This is a genomic window from Quisquiliibacterium sp. (genome assembly GCF_982640115.1).
In genome coordinates, this window is sequence record NZ_CEXFHW010000011.1 from 27,371 (window position 1) to 43,078 (window position 15,708).

The 15,708-nt window shown below is 73.0% G+C and carries 15 protein-coding genes; 6 read left to right on the forward strand and 9 right to left on the reverse strand.

The features are described 5' to 3' along the window. Positions 1–74 precede the first annotated feature (74 nt). The 3 genes from AC2H6A_RS02585 to AC2H6A_RS02595 all read left to right on the forward strand — a co-directional run bounded on the left by AC2H6A_RS02585 (position 75) and on the right by AC2H6A_RS02595 (position 4,480). Positions 75–2,171 carry a lytic transglycosylase domain-containing protein gene (locus AC2H6A_RS02585; RefSeq protein ID WP_484271569.1) on the forward strand — a complete coding sequence of 699 codons (2,097 nt, stop codon included), beginning with the start codon at positions 75–77 and terminating at the stop codon, positions 2,169–2,171. A 73-nt stretch (positions 2,172–2,244) separates the two neighbouring features. After that, positions 2,245–3,198: a complex I NDUFA9 subunit family protein gene (locus AC2H6A_RS02590; RefSeq protein WP_484271570.1), complete on the forward strand. Its 954-nt coding sequence runs from the start codon at positions 2,245–2,247 to the stop codon at positions 3,196–3,198. Positions 3,199–3,265: 67 nt separating this feature from the next. Next, on the forward strand, positions 3,266–4,480 hold the full coding sequence (locus AC2H6A_RS02595; RefSeq protein ID WP_484271571.1) for a multifunctional CCA addition/repair protein: 1,215 nt from the start codon (positions 3,266–3,268) through the stop codon (positions 4,478–4,480). Between the two features lie 11 nt (positions 4,481–4,491). On the opposite strand, the gene AC2H6A_RS02600 is transcribed toward AC2H6A_RS02595, so the two are convergent. Continuing rightward, positions 4,492–4,686 (reverse strand): DUF2905 domain-containing protein, encoded by a 195-nt coding sequence (locus tag AC2H6A_RS02600; protein WP_484271572.1) that lies wholly within the window; start codon positions 4,684–4,686, stop codon positions 4,492–4,494. Then, positions 4,683–5,906: a class I SAM-dependent methyltransferase gene (locus AC2H6A_RS02605; protein WP_484271573.1), complete on the reverse strand. Its 1,224-nt coding sequence runs from the start codon at positions 5,904–5,906 to the stop codon at positions 4,683–4,685. Before AC2H6A_RS02605 ends, AC2H6A_RS02600 begins: the two co-directional genes overlap by 4 nt. A gap of 115 nt (positions 5,907–6,021) precedes the next feature. Between AC2H6A_RS02605 and AC2H6A_RS02610 the strand changes: the two genes are divergently transcribed. The 3 genes from AC2H6A_RS02610 to ttcA are packed head-to-tail and all read left to right on the forward strand — an operon-like array spanning position 6,022 to position 8,139. Continuing rightward, complete coding sequence (locus AC2H6A_RS02610; protein ID WP_484271574.1) at positions 6,022–6,843, forward strand: SDR family oxidoreductase; 822 nt, start codon at positions 6,022–6,024, stop codon at positions 6,841–6,843. Next, positions 6,840–7,232: a dihydroneopterin aldolase gene (locus AC2H6A_RS02615; protein ID WP_484271575.1), complete on the forward strand. Its 393-nt coding sequence runs from the start codon at positions 6,840–6,842 to the stop codon at positions 7,230–7,232. The genes AC2H6A_RS02610 and AC2H6A_RS02615 overlap by 4 nt, the downstream gene beginning before the upstream one ends. After that, complete coding sequence (ttcA, locus tag AC2H6A_RS02620) at positions 7,174–8,139, forward strand: tRNA 2-thiocytidine(32) synthetase TtcA (RefSeq protein WP_484271576.1); 966 nt, start codon at positions 7,174–7,176, stop codon at positions 8,137–8,139. The genes AC2H6A_RS02615 and ttcA overlap by 59 nt, the downstream gene beginning before the upstream one ends. Here ttcA and AC2H6A_RS02625 read toward each other — a convergent pair. From AC2H6A_RS02625 to AC2H6A_RS02655, 7 genes are all read right to left on the reverse strand, one after another. Continuing rightward, on the reverse strand, positions 8,106–8,813 hold the full coding sequence (locus AC2H6A_RS02625; RefSeq protein WP_484271577.1) for a DUF2848 domain-containing protein: 708 nt from the start codon (positions 8,811–8,813) through the stop codon (positions 8,106–8,108). The genes ttcA and AC2H6A_RS02625 overlap by 34 nt on opposite strands. 58 nt (positions 8,814–8,871) lie before the next feature. Beyond that, on the reverse strand, positions 8,872–10,266 hold the full coding sequence (locus AC2H6A_RS02630; protein ID WP_484271578.1) for a TRAP transporter large permease: 1,395 nt from the start codon (positions 10,264–10,266) through the stop codon (positions 8,872–8,874). After that, a complete protein-coding gene (locus AC2H6A_RS02635; RefSeq protein WP_484271579.1) occupies positions 10,263–10,871 on the reverse strand; it encodes a TRAP transporter small permease subunit in 609 nt (202 codons plus the stop codon). The genes AC2H6A_RS02630 and AC2H6A_RS02635 overlap by 4 nt, the downstream gene beginning before the upstream one ends. Then, positions 10,858–11,949 carry a TRAP transporter substrate-binding protein gene (locus tag AC2H6A_RS02640; protein ID WP_484271580.1) on the reverse strand — a complete coding sequence of 364 codons (1,092 nt, stop codon included), beginning with the start codon at positions 11,947–11,949 and terminating at the stop codon, positions 10,858–10,860. Before AC2H6A_RS02640 ends, AC2H6A_RS02635 begins: the two co-directional genes overlap by 14 nt. 70 nt (positions 11,950–12,019) lie before the next feature. Next, the gene (locus AC2H6A_RS02645) at positions 12,020–12,826 is read right to left on the reverse strand and encodes a putative hydro-lyase (RefSeq protein WP_484271581.1); all 807 of its coding nucleotides are present in this window, start codon (positions 12,824–12,826) and stop codon (positions 12,020–12,022) included. A gap of 120 nt (positions 12,827–12,946) precedes the next feature. After that, positions 12,947–13,861 (reverse strand): LysR family transcriptional regulator, encoded by a 915-nt coding sequence (locus tag AC2H6A_RS02650; protein ID WP_484271582.1) that lies wholly within the window; start codon positions 13,859–13,861, stop codon positions 12,947–12,949. A gap of 24 nt (positions 13,862–13,885) precedes the next feature. Further along, positions 13,886–15,708: zinc-dependent metalloprotease (locus AC2H6A_RS02655; RefSeq protein ID WP_484271583.1), on the reverse strand; the 1,823-nt coding region annotated here is incomplete at its 5' end.

Here is a 15,708-nt window from a genome sequence, read left to right on the forward strand (position 1 = left end):
GCGCAAGGCAAGGCGCGCGGCGGGTCGATCAGTGGCGGGCACCGGGGGGGTGCCAGGTGCTATCCTCGGCAATGATGTTCCGTTCATGCTGCAACGCGCTGCTGCTGGCCACGCTCATTGTAGGCGCCGGCCTCGCACCCGCTGACGCCGCCCCCGAGCGTCGCACCACGCGCCCCCCCGCCAAGACCGTCAAGGCGCCACCCGCCGGGCCGGCGCGCGCGGCCCTGCCGGCCGCGGGCGCCGCAGCCGCGGTCGGCGCCGCTGCGCTGGCCGCACCGGGCAGTGCCAGCGCAGCCGCCTCCGCCAGCACCGCGGCCTCCGACGAGGCCTTCCTTGCCGCGCGGCAGGCCGCCCTCGCCGGGGCGCTCGACCGATTCGAAGCCGCCGCCGCGCGGGTCACCGACCCCCTGCTGCAGGCCTACCTCGAACACTGGCGGCTGAAATTCCGCCTGAACGCCCGAGGCACGCCGGCGGGCGGCGAGGCGGCGCTCGACGCCGAGGCGGCGGCCTTCATCCAGCGCACCGACAATCCGCTGCTGGCCGATCTCTCCCGGCGCGACTGGCTGCTGCGTCTCGCGCGGCGCGGCGACTGGCCGGCCTTCGACACGCAGTACGCCGCCTGGGCGCTGCGCGACGAAGCCGCGGTCCATTGCCATGCCGGCAGCTCGGCGCTCGAGGCCGGCCGCACACCGGGCGACGAGGCCCGCGAGGCGCTGTTCCAGCCGCGCGAGCTCGGCGAGGCCTGCGCCGGCTTCCTCGAAGGGCTGGCCCGTCAGGGCCCGGCCGGCCGCGAAGCCGCATGGCGGCGGCTCAAGCTGGCGCTGGAGGCCGGCGCCACCGGTTCGGTGCGGCGCATCGCCCCCATGATCGGCATGTCGCCAGGCGCCGTGGAGGCCGCCCTGCAGCGTCCTGCCAAGGTGCTCGCGCCCACCGCCTCGCGCGAGGTCTCGGTGATCGCCTTCGGCGTGCTCGCCCGTCAGGAGCCCGAGACCGCGGCCCGGCAGACCGAGGCGCTGGCGGCGCTGGCGCCCGCGGAGCGGGCCTGGGTCTGGTCGCAGATCGCCGCCAGCAGCATGCGCCGGCTCGCGCCGGTGCCCACCGCCTGGCTGCGCGATGCGCGCGGCGCCCAGGCCTCCGACGAGACCTGGGCCTGGCTCACGCGGGCGGCGCTGCGCGCGGGCGACTGGCCGTCAGTGCATCTGCTCATCGATCGCATGTCGCCCGAGGGCCGCCGCGATCCGGCCTGGATCTACTGGGACGCCCGCGCCCACCAGGAACTCGGCCGGCGGCCCCAGGCCGACAACGGCTTCAGGGGCATCGCCGGGCAGTTCCACTTCTACGGCCAGCTTGCCAGCGAGGAACTCGGCCAGGGCATCCTCGTGCCGGCCCCCGCCGCACCGCCCACCGACGAGGAACTTGCCGCGGCGGCGGCCAATCCCGGCTTCGCGCGGGCGCTGCGCCTGTACCAGCTCGGTCTGCGCTCCGAGGGCAACCGTGAATGGAATTTCCAGCTGCGCGGCCTCACCGACCGCCAGCTGCTGGCCGCCGCGCGCTTCGCCTGCGACCGCCGCGTGCTCGACCGCTGCGTGAACACCGCCGATCGCACCCGTGCCGAGCACGACTTCAGCCTGCGCTTCGTCACGCCCTTCCGGCCCCAGCTGGAGGCCTTCGCGGCCGAGCGCGGGCTCGACCCCGCCTGGGTCTACGGCCTGATCCGCCAGGAGTCGCGCTTCATCATGGATGCCCGCTCCTCGGCGAGCGCGCAGGGCCTGATGCAGATCATCCCGCCCACCGCGCGCTGGATCGCGCGGCGGCTGGGTGTAGCCGACTTCCGCCTCGAGCAGCTCAACGACCTCGACACCAACCTGCGCTTCGGCACCTACTACCTGCGCTCGGTGCATGACGACCTCGACAGCTCGCCGCTGCTCGCCTCGGCCGGCTACAACGCCGGGCCGAACCGGCCCCGGCAGTGGCGCAGCACCCTGCCCGGCACGCTCGAGGGCGCAGCCTTCGCCGAGATCATCCCGTTTGCCGAGACCCGCGACTACGTCAAGAAGGTGCTCTCCAACGCGGCCTTCTACGGTGCGCTCATGACCGGCCGGCCGCAGTCGCTCAAGCAGCGGCTGGGCAGCGTGGCGCCGGGCGCGATGCGGCCCTCCGAGTTGCCCTGAACGCGCGCTCGGGTTAGGTTTCGGCCCGATCCTTTCCCGCCCCCCTCCGACACCTCCTCCCAGCGCAGCCATCATGAGTCTGAATCGCGTCCTCGTCGCCGGCGGCACCGGCTTCATCGGCTCCCATGTGGTCGCCCGGCTCAGTGCCCAGGGGGTGCGCGTGGTGGTGCCCACCCGGCACCGCGAGCGCGCCCGGCACCTGCTGCCGCTGCCCACGGTGGATGTCATCGAGACCCGACCCGGCTCACCCTCGTTCTGGCAGGCGCTCGAGGGCTGCGACGCGGTGATCAACCTGGTGGGCGTGCTGCACAGCCGCTGGGGCGACCCCTACGGCCCGGAGTTCCGCGAGGCCCATGTCGACCTGCCGGCGCGGCTGGCGAATGCCGCCGCGCGCAGCGGGGTCGGCCGGCTGATCCATGTGTCGGCCCTGGGCGCCGGCGCCAGCCGCGAGACGCTGCCGTCGATGTACCTGCGATCCAAGGCCGACGGCGAAGCGGCGGTGCGCGCCGGCGGCGTGCCCTTCACCATCCTGCAGCCCTCGGTGGTGTTCGGCCCTGAAGACGCGTTCCTGAATGTCTTCGCACGGCTGCAGCGGCTGCTGCCGGTGGTGCCGCTGGCCCAGGCCAATGCCCGACTGCAGCCGGTGTTCGTGGGCGATGTCGCCACCGCGGTGGTCAACTGCCTGCGCGGCACCGCCACCCTGGGCCACAGCTTCGAGCTCGCCGGGCCGGAGGTCTTCACCCTGCGCGAACTGGTGCAGCTGGCGGGGCGCTGGAGCGGCCATCCCCGGCCGGTGATCGCCCTGCCCTTCACCCTCGGGCAGATCCAGGCCGGGCTGATGGGCGCGCTGCCGCGCCCCCTGATGAGCACCGACAACTTCGACTCGCTGCGGGTCGACAACATCGCCACCGGTCCGATCAGCCCGGCGCTGGGCATCACGCCCACGCCGCTGGCCGCGGTGGCGCCGGCCTGGCTGTCGCGCCAGGGCTCGCGTCTGGCCGCGCAGCAGGCCAGGGCGCATCGCTGAACCGGCCGCAGGCCCGGGCGCAGGCCCTGCCCCGAGCCCGGCGTCCCGGCCAACCCCGGCTGCGGCCATGAAGATCTACTGCGTGGGCGGCGCCGTCCGTGATGAGCTCCTGGGGCTGCCGGTACGCGACCGCGACTGGGTGGTGGTGGGCGGCACGCCCGAGGCGATGCAGGCACTGGGCTATCGGCCGGTGGGCAAGGACTTCCCGGTCTTCCTGCATCCGCAGACCCACGAGGAATACGCGCTCGCGCGCACCGAGCGCAAGACCGCCCCCGGCTATCGCGGCTTCGAGGTGCACTTCGCGCCCGGGGTCAGCCTGGAGGACGACCTGCGCCGGCGCGACCTCACCATCAACGCCATGGCGCGCGATGAGGATGGCCGGCTGATCGATCCGCTCGGGGGCCAGGCCGACCTTGCCGCGCGCACGCTGCGTCATGCCGGGCCGGCCTTCATCGAGGACCCGGTGCGCATCCTGCGGCTGGCGCGCTTCGCGGCGCGCTTTGCGGGCTTCACGGTGGCGCCCGAGACCCTCGGCCTGATGCGCGCGATGTGCGAGGCGGGCGAGGTGGATGCGCTGGTGCCCGAGCGGGTCTGGCAGGAGCTCGCCCGCGGCCTGATGGAGCCAGCGCCCTCGCGCATGTTCACCGTGCTGCGCGAGTGCGGCGCCCTGGCGCGGCTGCTGCCCGAGCTCGACCGGCTCTGGGGGGTGCCGCAGCGCGCCGATCACCACCCGGAGCTGGACACCGGCGTGCACACGATGATGGTGGTCGATGCCGCGGCCCGCGCCGGCGGCTCGCTGGCGGTGCGCTTTGCCGCGCTCACCCACGATCTCGGCAAGGCCGACACGCCGGCGCAGGTGCTGCCGCGTCACATCGGCCACGAGGCCCGCTCGGTGGCGAGGCTCGAGACGCTGTGCGCGCGGCTGCGGGTGCCGGTGGAGGTGCGCGACCTGGCGCGGCTGGTGGCCCGCGAGCACGGCCTGGTACACCGGGCGCTGGAGCTGCGCCCGGCCACCCTGCTGGCGCTGCTCGAGCGGCTTGACGCCTTCCGGCGGCCCGCGCGGCTGCCCGAGGTGCTGGCCGCCTGCGAGGCCGATGCCCGCGGCCGGCTCGGCCGCGCCGACGAGCCCTATCCGGCGTCAGCCCACCTGCGCGCGGCGCTCGCCGCGGCGGCGGCCGTGGATGCCGGCGCGGTGGCGGCCTCGGGCCCGCCGGGCGAGGCGGTGCGTGAGCGGGTGCGGCAGGCGCGCGAGCAGGCGATCGCGAGGGCCCTGCCGCGCTGAGGCAGGCCGGCTCAGATCAGCCGTGCGATGGCGGCGGCGATCATCGACAGCACGATCGTCGAAGCGATGGGCAAGGACCATTCCCGGCCGAAGGCCCGGAAATGCAGATCGCCGGGCAGACGCCCCATGCCGAGCCGCCTCAGCCAGGGCGTGAGCCCCGAGAACAGCACCAGGGCGAGCACCGTGACCAGCAGCCAGCGGATCATGACCCCTCCAGCGCGAGCGGCCGATCGCCGCGGGCAAAGCCCGGTCCTGGTGAATCGAGCCCACGCGACAGGCCGATCGCCTTGAAGAGCTCGCCCATCTCGGCGGGCGAGAGCAGCATCTGTGCGGCCTGCGCCTCGCGCGCCCAGCCGAGCGGTTCGGCCGCTGCCGCGGCACGGTGCCGCGCGGCAAGATCGTCGAGCAGCCCGAGGTTGGTCAGCAGCCGGGCCTGCGGCAGGAAGCCGAGCACCTGCAGCCCCTCGCCGAGCGCGGCCTGAGCCACCGCGGTGAAGTCCACATGCGCGGTGATGTCCTGCAGGCCCGGCAGGAAGAAGGGATCGCCGTGGGCATGGTGCCGGTAGTGGCACATCAGCGTGCCGCCAGCGCGCTGGACATGGTGGAACTCGGGCCGCGCAAAGCCGTAGTCGATCAGCAGGATCGCGCCGCGCGCGAGCCGCCGCGCGGCCTCGGCCACCCAGGCCTGGGCCTGCTCGCCGAGCTCGCCCTCGCAGGCCAGCGCGTTGATGTCGGACACCCCGGCTCCCTGCGAAACCCGCTCGCGCACCCGCGCGGCAAAGTCCGGTGCCGCCGGCCGCGTCGCCCACGCGAAGCCGGTGTCGGCCAGCCGCACGCCGCGCTCGAGCACCCGCGCCGGTGCACCCGCCTGCGCCGGTTCGAGCGCGAAGGCGCGCACCGGCATGGCATCGAGCAGTTCGTTGGCCAGCACCACCCCGTCGATGCGTTCCGGCCAGGCCTGCAGCCAGCTCACCCGCGGCAACGCCGCCGGGCACTCCTGCGCGATGCGCGCGCGCTGGCGGGCAGCGAGTTCGGCCGAGAGTTCGACGATGCGATAGCGCACCCCGGTGAGGCCCAGCCGCTCGAACTCGCCGAGCATCCGGGCGGCGAGCGCGCCGCTGCCGGCGCCGAACTCGATGACCTCCTGGCCGCACTGCGCGAACCAGTGGGCGCATTGCCGCGCCAGGCAGGCACCGAACAGGCCCGAGAGCTCGGGCGCGGTGATGAAGTCTCCGCCGGCGCCGAACTTGCGCGCCGGCCCGCTGTAGTAGCCCAGGCCTGGGGTGTAGAGCGCCAGCGCCATGTAGTCGTCGAAGCCGATCCAGCCACCGGCCTCCTGGATGCGAGCAGCGATGCGCGCGCTCAGCGCCTCGCTGGTGGCGCGCGCCTCGGGAGTGGGCTCGGGCAAGGCCGGGGACGCGCGCATGGCCGCATTCTACGGGCGCAGGCCGGGGCCCCGGGGAATGCCGCTACACTGGCAACCCGCGGCACGCCCCGCGCCGTGCCTGCCCGGCAGGCCCGCCCAGTCTCCATCAACCTCCATGTCCAGCCAGGCCCCCATGCCGCCTGAAGCGGTCACCCCCGTCGCGCGCCGAGCGCTGGTCACCGGCGCCGCGCGCCGGCTCGGCCGCGAGATCGCGCTTGGCCTGGCGCGGGCCGGCTGGGATGTGGCCGTGCATCACGGCGAATCGGCCGACGCGGCACGGCAGACCGTGGCCGACATCCAGGCCCTGGGGCGACGGGCGGTGGCCGTGCGCGCCGACCTCGCCGACCCGGCCCAGACCGCAGCGCTCTTCGACGCGGCCAGCGCCGCGCTCGGCCCGCTCGATGCGCTGGTGAACAACGCCTCGCGCTTCGAGCCCGACCGGCCCGAGAGCTTCGAGGCGGCCAACCTGGAGCGCCACCTCGGCCCCAACCTGGCCGCGCCGCTGCTGCTCGCGCGGCGCCTGCACGAGGCGCGTTGCGCCCTGCCGGCCGACGCGCCCGCCGGCGTGGTCATCAATCTGCTCGACCAGAAGCTCGAGAACCTGAACCCCGACTTCTTCTCCTACACCCTCACCAAGGCGGCGCTGGCCAGCGCCACCACCATGCTGGCCATGGCCCTGGCGCCCCGGCTGCGGGTGGTGTCGGTCTCGCCCGGCATCACGCTGGTGTCGGGCGACCAGACCGCCGAGGGCTTCGCCCAGGCGCACCGCATGACGCCGCTGGGGCGCTCGTCCACCCCGGCCGACATCGCCGCCGCGGTGGTGTTCCTGGCCGACGCGCCCGCGATCACCGGCATCAACCTCACCGTCGACGGCGGCCAGCACCTGGCGGCTTCGTCGCGCGATGTCATGTACCTCACCGGAAACCCCAGCCCGTGAACGATCTCCTGCTGCCCCGCCTGGCCGACTGCCGGCGCATCTTCCTGCACGGCTTCTCGCTCGAGGTGTCGATCGGCTTCCACGACTTCGAGCGCGAGGCGCCGCAGCGGGTGATCATCGATGTCGACCTGTTCGTGCCCGACGCCCACTCCACGCCACAGCAGGACGAGGTGGCCGAGGTGGTCGACTACGACTTCATCCGCAGTGCGGTGGCCGAGCTCGCCCGCTCGCGCCACTTCAATCTGCAGGAGACCCTGGTCGACGGCATCGTGGCGCTGTGCCTGGCCCGGCACGAGGTGCGGGCGGTGCGGGTCAGCACCCGCAAGCCCGATGTCTACCCCGACTGCGCCTGCGTGGGCGTGGAGGTCTTCCGCTTCCAGCCGGAGTGATGGCATGAGCCCCGAGAAACAGGCCCGCGAACGCGGCAAGCTGCACAAGCGGCTGCTGCGGCTCACCGGCGAGGCGATCGCGCACTACGACATGATCGGCGAGGGTGACCGCGTGATGGTCTGCCTCTCGGGCGGCAAGGACAGCTACGCGCTGCTCGACCTGCTGCTCACCCTGCGCAGCCGCGCGCCGGTGCGCTTCGAGATCATCGCGGTGAATCTCGACCAGAAGCAGCCCGGCTTCCCCGAGGATGTGCTGCCGGGCTACCTGCGCTCGCTCGGCGTGCCCTTCCACATCGAGAACCAGGACACCTACAGCATCGTGCGCCGGGTGATCCCCGAGGGCCGCACGATGTGCTCGCTGTGCTCGCGGCTGCGCCGCGGCATCCTGTACCGGGTGGCCGACGAACTCGGCGCCACGCGCATCGCGCTGGGCCACCACCGCGACGACATCCTCGAGACCTTCTTCCTGAACCTGTTCTTCGGCGGCAAGCTCAAGACCATGCCACCGCGGCTGGTGTCCGACGACGGCCGCCATGTGGTGATCCGGCCGCTCGCCTATGTGGAGGAGGCCGACCTGATCGCCTACGCGCAGTGGCGCGAGTTCCCGATCATCCCCTGCAACCTGTGCGGCTCGCAGGAGAACCTCAAGCGGCGCGAGATCAAGCAGCTGATGCGCGAGTGGGAGAAGCGCCACCCCGGGCGGGTGGAGAACATCTTCTCCTCGCTCTCGCGGGTGGTGCCCTCGCACCTGATGGACCGCGAGCTCTTCGACTTCAGCGCGACACAGCCCACCGGCGCGCCAGTGCCCGAGGGCGACATCGCCTTCGATGTCGACCCGGTGTTCGAGGCCGCGCCGGTGCAGGTCGCGACGATTCAGCTCACCACCGGCAGCACCGCCACGTCGTAGCCGCCGCTCACCGCGGCGCCGATCGGCGCGCACGCCCAGTCGAACTCGAAGCGCGCCGCCGGCCGGATGCCGCCGATCGCGGGCACGGTGCCGCAGAACATCACCATGCCCTCGGGAGTGTCGCCGCCCTGCGCCTGCCACAGCCGCAGCAGCTCGTCGGGCGGGCGCAGCGAGGCGCCCGCTCCGTCCTGGTAGATCTCGCGCCGCGAGCCGTCAACCGCCCAGGAGCGCAGGCGCAGCGCGTCGTAGTGCGGCGCCACCGCCTCCCAGGGCCAGGCGTCGCCGGCCACCGGCTTGGCGCAGAGCTGCTTGGAGAGCGCCACCGACCAGGCCTCGGCCCGCCGGTCGGTGTGGTCGGAGCCGGCGCTCAGCCACCAGCGGCCCTGGTGACGAACCAGCACCGGCTCGACCTCGCCGGAGGTCTGGTCGCCCACCGCCTCGAGCGCGCCCGCGGGCAGCAGCTGCGAGGCCGCCACCCGGTAGAAGAGCGGCACCTGACTGGGCCGGGGCACGCCGATGGCGGCGAGCTCCTCGATGTGGTGCTCGATCGCCGCGGGATCGCGGCCGGTCCAGCCCGCGATCACCAGCCGGGTGACCGCGACGCTGACCTCGCGCACGCCGTCCGTGTCATGCAGCCGCAAGGGCCAGCGCGGGCCGCTGTGGGAATCCGTCATGGGATGACCTCAGAAGAAGAAAAGTGTCGCGTCGGGGAAGGGTGGCATCGGGAGGGGCTCACATCAGCACGCCGGGCAGCCACAGGGCGATGGCCGGGAACACCATCAGCAGGATGATCGCCAGGGTGTAGGCCGCCAGGAAGGGCAGCACACCCGTGAACACATCGGTGATCGGACCGGGCTGGCGACGCATGCCCTGCAGCACATAGAGCACGGTGCCGTCGGGCGGGCTGATCATGGCGATCTCCACCAGCATGGTGATCACCACCCCGAACCACACCGGGTCATAGCCGAGCGCCTTCACCACCGGGAACAGCAGGGGCACGGTGGTGATGACCATGGACATGCCTTCCATGAAGGTGCCCAGCGCGAGGTAGAAGCCGATGATGCACAGCATCAGCGCCCAGCCCGGAAAGGGCAGCTGGCCGAGGAAACGCGAGAGCATCTGCGGCACGCCCAGCGAGCCGAGGATGTGGTTGAGGAAGTAGGCCCCGAAGAGGATCAGGCCGATCATCGAGGTGACCCGCGCGGTGGCGCGCAGCGCGTCGTGCAGCATGCGCCAGGACAGCCGGCGGTCGACCAGCGCCAGCGCCAGCGCGCCGATCACGCCAAGCGCAGCCGACTCGGTGGGCGTGGCCAGGCCGGAGTAGATGGTGCCCAGCACCAGGCCGATCAGCAGCGCAGTGGGCAGCAGGTCGAGCAGGCTGGCCAGCCGCTCGCGCCGGCCCGGCGCGCGCTCACCCGGCTCGCCACGACCCAGGCCGAGGCGCGCGCTGTAGAAGAAGATCACGCCCATGAACAGCAGCACCACCAGCAGGCTGGGGCCGACCGCGGCGAGGTAGAGAGCGCCCACCGAGGTCTCGGTGATCAGGCCGTAGACGATGAAGGTGATGCCCGGCGGGATCAGGTTGCCCAGCGCGCCGCCGGCGGCGAGCGAACCGAGCACCAGCTTCTGCGGATAGCGGCTGCGCTCGAACCAGGGCAGCGCCACCGAGCCCATGGTGGCCGCGGTGGCCACGCTCGAGCCGGCCACCGCCGAGAACACCCCGCAGGACAGGATGTTGGTGTGCAGCAGTCCGCCCGGCAGCCGCCCCACCCAGACATTCATGGCGCGGTAGAGCCGGTCGGACAGGCCCGCACGCAACATGACCTCGCCCATCAGCAGGAAGAGCGGCACCGCCACCAGCACGAAGTTGGTGGACGGCGCCCACAGCATCTCGCCGATGAAGTTCCAGAACGGCCGATCGGACAGGCCGTAGCCGGCGAGCAGCGCCAGCAGGCCGAGCGCCGCGCCCACATGGAGCCCGGCCGCGAAGAAGCCCACGAAGGCGCCGAGCACCGCGCCCAGCGCCCACCAGGGCACCTGCCCGGCCGCGCCGGCGGGCAGCTGGCCGGTGAGCGCGGCCACGCCCACTGCCAGCCCGAGCACCACCAGAAAGACGATCGCGATCACGGGCGCGATCCGCCCAGCGCCTGCAGGGTGTCGCGGGCCTCGTCGAGATCGGTGCGGGCCGCCAGGCCGGCCTCGAGGGCCTGCGGCTGGCCGCGCAGCAGCAGCACCGCGCTGCGGCAGGCCAGCGCCACCGCGGCCAGGCCCATCAGCAGGAAGCCTGCGGCCCACACGCCCTGGGGAAGCGCGAGCGGGGTGCGCAGGCCCGAAAGGTCGGTGGCGCCGAGCTGCCAGGAGTCCACCGTCAGCGAGACCGCGCCGAAGGCCATGAAGCCCACCGCCACCAGCAGCGCGAGCAGTGCCGTGAGGTGCAGCCAGACCCGCGCGCCCAGCGGCAGGCGCTGCACCAGCACATCGATGCGCACATGGCCGCGCTCGAGCAGGGTGCCGCCCAGGCCGAGGGTCATGCCGGCGGCGAGCAGGTAGCCGGTGAGCTCGCCGGTGGACTCGGTGGAAAAGCCGAGCAGGCGGCGAGCCAGCACATCGAAGCCGATGATCGCGACCATCAGCAGGTACGCCCAGCCGGCCAGCGACAGGGCGCCATCGCAGAGCCGGCGAACCGCGCGCATCGGCGCGCCCTCGCCGGCCAGCGACTCAGCGTGCGCCATGGCGGATGCCGGTGATCGGCGCGATGACCTCGTTGTAGACCGTGCCGCAGCGATCGCCGCAGCGCTTGACCCAGGCCGGCAGCACATCCTCGATCATCTCCTTGCGGATGGTGGCGGCGACATCGCCCTGCGGCTTGACCTCGACCATCGGCCGCTTGACCAGCGTGTGGATCTTGCAGCCCTCGGCACGCCCGACATTGCAGTCGATGCCATCCTGGGTGGCGGCCAGGCCCAGCGCCCACTGCTGCTCCTGGATGTCGGCGAAGGTCTTCTCGATCAGCGCGCGCACCGGCGCCTCGAGCTTGTTCCACCAGGCGAGGTTCACGTAGTAGCCGGCGGTGGACCAGGACAGCGGCAGGGTGAAGAGGTGGGTGGAGACCTCGGGCCACTTCACGCCGTTGCCCGAGCCCGAGCCGGTGATGCCGCAATCGACCGTGCCGCGCTCGAGCGCGGTGTAGACCTCGCCGAAGGCCACCGACACCGGCTGGCCGCCGAGCGCCTTGACCAGATCGGCCGCCGAGGGGCCGTTGGTGCGGATCTTCAGGCCCTTGATGTCGGCCAGCGAGGCGATCGGCTTGCGGCAGAACAGCATCTGGCCCGAGAAGGGATAGGTGGCGATCAGCTTGATGCCCAGACGCTCGAGCTCGCGGTTGGCCACCGGCAGCATGGCGTCGGCCACGCGCCGGGCCTGGCGGATGTCGAGGTTCATGCCGGCGAGGTCGATCCCGTCGAGCATCGGCACATCGCCCGAGACGGTGGTGAGCGGGCCGGCGGCGATGTCGACCTGGCCGGAGCGCACCAGGCGCAGCACCTCGGGCCCGTTCACATTGCGCTCGGGCCAGGAGGCGAGGTTGACCTCGATGCGCCCGCCGCTCTTTTGCGCCAGGCCGTCGCGCAGCAGGGGCTGATCGATGCGGGTGTACTGCGGCAGCGTGGGCGCCACCTGGGTGACCGCGCTGATGGTGATCTTCGGGCCGGGCGGGATGGTCTGCGCGGCGGCGCCGGTGGCGGCGAGCAGGCCGGCCAGCGCCAGGCCGGCGGCGATGAGTCGGTGACGCGGAGCGGGAACGGGGGTCATGCGGATTCTCCAGGCAGGTGTCGGGCGATCGTCGGAAGGCGGGGGCAGAAGACGGTGTGCGGCGGCGCCGTCAGAAGGCGGCGAGGCGGTCGTTGAGCAGGTCGGTGACCAGCATCGCCCCGGGCGAATGGGTGATGCAGAACGGCGGGCGGCTGGCCATCACCACCGACTGGGGCGTGACGCCGCAGGCCCAGAACACCGGCAGCTCATCATCGAGCACCGGCACCGGGTCGCCGAAGTCGGGGCGCGCGAGGTCAGCGATGCCGATCGCCTGCGGCAGGCCGATGTGCACCGGCGCGCCATGCACGCCGGGGAAGCGGCTGGTGATCTGCACCGCGCGGATCGCATCGGCGGGCTTGAGCGGGCGCATCGAGACCACCATCGGGCCGGCGAAGGGGCCGGCCGCCACGGTGGGGATGCTGGTGCGGTACATCGCGACATTGGCGCCGCAGGCGACATGGCGCAGCGCGATCCCCGACTGCAGCAGCGCCTCCTCGAAAGAAAAGGAGCAGCCCAGCACGAAGGCCACCAGGTCGTCGCGCCAGAGCGCGCCGATGTCGGTGCGCTCTTCGGCGAGCTCGCCGTCACGCCACACCCGGTAGCCCGGCAGGTCGGTGCGCAGGTCGATGTCGGCGCCCAGCAGCGGCACCCGCGGGCTGCCCGGCTCGGAGACCGCCAGCAGCGGGCAGGGCCGCGGGTTGCGCTGGCAGAAGCGCAGGAAGTCGAAGGCCTGCGCCTCGGGCAGCACCACCAGGTTGCCCTGCACCCGTCCGGCGGCAAGGCCCGAGGTATGCGCGGTGTGCTCGCCACGGCGAATCCGGTGGCGCAGCGCGGCCACCTCCGCGTCGCTGGCGAGCGGGGCTCGGAGATCGGTCATCAGGAAATCCTGTGGTGGGTTGGCGCGGTGCGCGGGCCACGATCGCCCGCACCGGGCCGTCAGACAGATTGGATCCGAGCCGCCGCGCCGCGACAATCGGGAAATTTCATCAACAGATCATCAAGGATTTTTATGATGACCCGCGCCGGCATGGGCTTGCGCGATGGCATCGATCTCGGCCACCACCCGTTCGAGGGTGTCGCTGGCCGGGTCGGGCCGCCAGGCCACGAACAGCGGCAGCGGCGCGAGCGGCGACTCGGTGCTCACCACCGAGATGCGGCCATCGCGCACCAGCGGCTCGACCACCGCGCGGGGCAGCGTGGCCACCCCGAAGCCACGCTCCACCAGGCCGAGCATGGCCGACAGCGACGACACGCTGTGCAGGTGCGGCGCCGGCGCGCCATGGGCACGGAACAGGTCGATCACCGCGGTATTGGGCTGCGAGCCGCGCTGGAAACTGAGGATCTGCTCGCGGGCGAGATCGGCCAGGCGCCGGCGCAGCCGCCCGGAGCGCGCGCCCGCCGGCCGCCGGCAGGCGAAGACCATCGGCAGCGAGGGCAGTGGCAGCTGGCGCAGCGATTCGCCGTGCACCGGCAGCGCAAGCACCGCCAGGTCGATCTGGCCACGGCGCAGATGCTCGTCGAGCAGCTGGGAGGTCTCGATGGTGAGTTCCAGCCGCGACTGCGGATAGCGCTCGCGCAGCCGCGTGAAGAGCGGCATCAGCCAGGTGTGGGCGATCGACTCGATGGCACCCAGGCGCAGCACCGGAGGGCCCTGTTCGCCGCCGCCGAGATCGCGGCGGATGTCGCGCTGCAGGTCGAGCAGGCGCTCGGCATGGACCAGCAGGCGGCGGCCGTCGGCGGTGAGGTGCAGGCGACGGTCGCGGCGGTCGAACAGGCGCGCGCCGAGCTCGGCCTCCAGGGCGATGATGCGGCTGGAGATCGCGGCCTGGGTGAGCGAGAGCTTGCCGGCGGCGCGGGTGGCGCTGCCCAGCGTGGCCACCCAGTAGAAGGCCTCGAGGAAGCGCAGGTTCACGGCCGGCCCGGGCCTGCTGCCGCGTCAGCCCGCGGCCCGGGTCAGGCCGGCGCGCAGCGCGTCGCGCAGGCTGGCGAGGCTTTCCTCGAGATGCGCGCGGGCCTCGCGCGAGAGCTGCCGGCCGCGCAGCGCCGACTCGATCCGCGCGCTCAGGCGGCGGGCATCGGCGCGGGCGAGCGCGCGGGCGTCGGGCGGCACCGCCGAGCCGGGTCGCATCAGCAGCCCGGTGAGCTTGCGCAGGTGCTCGCGCTGCAGCATGCGGCGGGCCACGCCGATGTCGGCGCCACGGGCGAGCTCGCGCCAGATGTTCTCGCGCAGGGTGTCGAACAGCTCGGGCAGCGGCAGGCGCTCGGCCGGCGCGAGCGTGGCCTCGTTCTCCTGCAGCCGGTTGAGCACCGCATCGCCGAGCAGACGGTCGAGCAGCCGGCGCTGCAGGCTCGCCACCGACTGCAGCACGGCCGGCAGCGGCGGCGGCCAGGCGCCGCGGTCCAGCGGATCGGTGGACAGCCGGGCCGCCAGCGAGGGCGCGATGGCGAGCGAGTCCTCGGCCAGCACCTCGCGGGCGAGCAGGTTCAGCGCCTCGCGCTGGCGGCTGCCGGGCACGGGCACGAAGGCCGGGCGGGCATCGCCCGAGACATCGCGGAAGTAGTTGACGCCACCGACATGCTTGGCCGCCACCTCGGCGGCAAGGTCGACCTGACGCAGGCCGCTGTCGAAGCCACGGCGCAACACCCCGAAGCCCGTGCCCGGGGGCAGGGTGCGGGTCTGCAGTCGGGCCCAGAGCTCGCGGCTGAGGGCCAGCCGGCGCGCCGCCCAGGCGAGCGGATCATCGCCGAGATCGCGCTGGTTGACCTGCGGGTCGTAGCCGGCCACCACCTCCTCGTCGGTGCCATAAGCGAGTGCGGGCTCTCCGGCGCGCGCCGCCACGCGCGCAAGCTCGGCAGCCTCCCGCTCGGGCGGCAAGGGCCGGTAGGCATACTCGATCGCCCAGTAGTCGTACGGACCGAGCGTGGTCATGGTGACCGGCCCCACCGGCTCGCCGGCCAGCGGCAGGTTGAAGCCGTTGTAGTCCATCACCGAGCCCGACAGGCCATGGGCCCGCGTGTAGGCCGGGTCGGCCAGCCGGGCCACCGGCACCGCCAGCGAGGCGCGGAAGTTGTGGCGCAGCCCGAGGGTGTGGCCCACCTCGTGCATCACCAGATCCTTGATCAGATCGGCGACGATGCGCTCGGCCTCCGGTCCCTCGGGGTCGAGATCGCCGCGCGACTCGAGCAGGGCGAGCGCGAAGTCGAGCTCGGCCAGGGACTCGGCCGCGTGCTGGCAGCCCGGACCATGGGCATGGGCATGGGCATGGGCGGCTGCGGTCTCGGCAAAGCGCGAGCCCGGGAGGGATTCACGCACCAGCCGGCGACCGAAGCGGGCCCAGTTGTCGGAGATCGCGATGTCGGCGTCGATGATCTCGCCGCTGCGCGGATCGGTGAGCGAGGGGCCGATCGCCAGCGCGCCCTCATCGCTGTCGAGGAACCAGCGGATCGAGGCGTGCTGCACGCTGGTGAGGTCCATCGGCGCATCGGCCGGCTCCTCGCGCACCTGCAGCGCATCGCGGATGCCGATGCGCTCGAAGGCCTTGTTCCACTCGAGGACCCCGGCGGTGATCGCAGGACGCAGCCGCGCCGGGATGTTGCGATCCAGCCAGAAGACCACCGGTCGCACCGGCTCGGACAGCGCCGCCGAGGGGTCGCGCGGCTCGATCCGCCAGCGGGTGACGAAGTTGCGCCGGGCGTCCCGCGCACCCGACTCGGTCCAGTCGTGGATCTGCTGCACATAATGGCCGACCCGCGGGTCGG

Excerpts from the sequence above, each read along its gene's own strand:
- AC2H6A_RS02585 (WP_484271569.1), top strand. The coding sequence starts at position 75 with ATGTTCCGTTCATGCTGCAACGCGCTGCTGCTGGCCACGCTCATTGTA.
- ttcA (WP_484271576.1), top strand. The coding sequence starts at position 7,174 with ATGTCTACCCCGACTGCGCCTGCGTGGGCGTGGAGGTCTTCCGCTTCC.
- AC2H6A_RS02600 (WP_484271572.1), bottom strand. The coding sequence starts at position 4,686 with ATGATCCGCTGGCTGCTGGTCACGGTGCTCGCCCTGGTGCTGTTCTCG.
- AC2H6A_RS02590 (WP_484271570.1), top strand. The coding sequence starts at position 2,245 with ATGAGTCTGAATCGCGTCCTCGTCGCCGGCGGCACCGGCTTCATCGGC.
- AC2H6A_RS02595 (WP_484271571.1), top strand. The coding sequence starts at position 3,266 with ATGAAGATCTACTGCGTGGGCGGCGCCGTCCGTGATGAGCTCCTGGGG.
- AC2H6A_RS02605 (WP_484271573.1), bottom strand. The coding sequence starts at position 5,906 with ATGCGCGCGTCCCCGGCCTTGCCCGAGCCCACTCCCGAGGCGCGCGCC.
- AC2H6A_RS02645 (WP_484271581.1), bottom strand. The coding sequence starts at position 12,826 with ATGACCGATCTCCGAGCCCCGCTCGCCAGCGACGCGGAGGTGGCCGCG.
- AC2H6A_RS02610 (WP_484271574.1), top strand. The coding sequence starts at position 6,022 with ATGTCCAGCCAGGCCCCCATGCCGCCTGAAGCGGTCACCCCCGTCGCG.
- AC2H6A_RS02635 (WP_484271579.1), bottom strand. The coding sequence starts at position 10,871 with ATGGCGCACGCTGAGTCGCTGGCCGGCGAGGGCGCGCCGATGCGCGCG.
- AC2H6A_RS02625 (WP_484271577.1), bottom strand. The coding sequence starts at position 8,813 with ATGACGGATTCCCACAGCGGCCCGCGCTGGCCCTTGCGGCTGCATGAC.
- AC2H6A_RS02640 (WP_484271580.1), bottom strand. The coding sequence starts at position 11,949 with ATGACCCCCGTTCCCGCTCCGCGTCACCGACTCATCGCCGCCGGCCTG.